Origin of the sequence: Bacillus sp. JJ1503, from assembly GCF_036965125.1 — a bacterium.
GTDB lineage: Bacteria > Bacillota > Bacilli > Bacillales > Cytobacillaceae > Cytobacillus.
On sequence record NZ_JBALOZ010000407.1, the window covers coordinates 1 to 2,224 of the forward strand.

The 2,224-nt window shown below is 36.4% G+C and carries 1 protein-coding gene; it reads left to right on the forward strand.

Going from position 1 to position 2,224, the window contains the following annotated elements; all coding sequences use genetic code 11:
* Positions 1 to 980: 980 nt before the first annotated feature.
* Positions 981 to 2,141, forward strand: coding sequence for an acyltransferase family protein (locus V7149_RS23925; RefSeq protein WP_335348074.1), 1,161 nt, complete (start codon positions 981 to 983; stop codon positions 2,139 to 2,141).
* The last annotated feature ends 83 nt before the right edge of the window (positions 2,142 to 2,224 follow it).

The window sequence follows — 2,224 nt, forward strand, 5'->3', positions numbered from 1 at the left end:
ACCTTATATTACGAACGGGTGCTTTAGTTGAATAACAATCTTCAACAATCGGGCGCTTTTCTGTAATAAGGAAAGTGCTTTTGCCATTTAAGGGCCATTTAATTGAATAAAAAAAGGATTTTTCACGAAACAATTGAACTAATAATTAATGGCTCAGACTCCAACTTGAACAATAGGAGGTGTAACAAATTGTCGATCTTCCGTAATCCCCAAGTTATTCTGTTCAGTTCGGATGTAGTAAGAGCAGCTACGTTCTACGAGAGTCTGGGATTCACGAGTCCTTTCGAGTGCCAAATGATGGCGAACCGATCATATTGATTTGGTTCTCGATGACTATAGAATAGGCATCGCATCTGTTTCCTCTACGCGCGATGATCACGGCCTCGCCCCCGTGTCTCATGGGCAGCTTGTTGCAGTGATTTTGTGGACGGATGACACTGCTGCCGCCTTTGAAACCGTCACCTTGAATGGTGCCAAAGCCCTGGTCTCACCGCACGAATGGCTCGGTCGGCTGCTCATTACTTGGATTGCAGATCCGGACGGTAATCCAATTCAGATTGTGCAAAATCTCTGACGATGCACTGTCATCTCAGGCAACGGTTAGCATTCTTCATTGCAGTTCTCCCTATGCTAACGAAGCAAGACGATAAAATACAACAGCTTTCTGATCTAGGGTATTTTTGCAAATCAAAAAAAGGGAATATGGAGTACTTCGTAAAAATTAAGGAGGTACTCCATGTACTTATATCTCGTTCAAGGGATTCTACCGATCCTTAGCAATCGGGTGCTATTCCCTTACAAGGATTAGCGTCTATAAATTACATAGATGTATAAAATAAAATTCGCATTAGGACGATAATGCTAAACAGTTATTGATTTTAAAAAATGGAATTATTTACTATATATGAAACTTTTTCCTATAATGGTAAAAAATACGCTATTATTTAAGTGTAACTTTTAATGGGAATGGGGGTTTAAAGGTGAAAAAAGAGAGTGATCATTTATATTTCATCGATAATATAAAAATAGCTTTAATTATGCTTGTAGTAGCTCACCATGCTGGACAAGCCTATGGACCAGGTGGTTGGTGGTATTTTTTGGATGATGAATCTATCAACTGGTTGGGTAGATTTTTCTCTGTAAATGCAGCATTTTTTATGAGTATGTTTTTCTTTTTATCAGCATATTTTCTCCCTCAATCAATCGCGAGAAAAGGGCCGAAACGGTTTTTAAAAGAACGGCTTATTAGAATTGGTATTCCATTACTACTGGGATTTCTCGTGATAATTCCTATTCTGATGTATTTATATTACATTAATTTCAGAGATTATGAACCCATCTCATTTTTTTCTTACTATGTTAATATATTTTTTGGACTTGGTAGTGAACCCACGAATTGGTCTGGACCATCATGGCCTGATATGCAATTTGGCCATTTATGGTTTTTAGAGCATTTACTTGTGTATGCGGTTGTGTTTTCAGTCTGGACCTTCTTTACATCCAAGAAATCCACAAAAAAATTTGATGGAAATATTAAGGTTTATCAGATTCTCTCCCTGTGGTTGATCGTTAGTTTAGTGACTTTCATTACAAGGATATGGTTTCCTATTGATCATTGGACAGCTTTCGTAGGATTTATTCAAACAGAATTTGCACATGTACCACAGTATGTGAGTTTCTTTTGTTTAGGTATTATGGCCTATCATCGCAAATGGTTTTTAACTTTGAGTGCGAGAGTAGGATACATCTGGCTTATTATTGGAGTATTAATAGTAACTATTTTGTATTTTGGAGGGAATACGGTAGATCCTTTTCTTTTAAAAGGTGGACAAAACTTTGGTTCGTTGACTCGATCATTCATTGAGACGTTACTGTGTATTTCGCTTGTAATCGGTCTTCTAATTTTATTTAGAGAAAAAATTAACGGCACTAATCGTTGGTCTAAGATGTTATCAAACAATGTATTTGTTGTTTATTTCATCCATGTCCCAGTAGTTGTCTTCCTTCAATATACATTGAATGACCTACCAATATCAGTCTGGACTAAATTTCTAATGACGGCATTTTTAGGAATCATTCTAAGTTTTTTGCTAAGTCATTTTGTATGGCGAAAGATTCCATACCTCAAAAAAATGATGTAAAAGGAAATAATATTTAAATAAATGAAATGTGGAAAATGAAAAAGCCAGCATTATTGCTGGCTTTTGTCTTAGTAGGATAATGA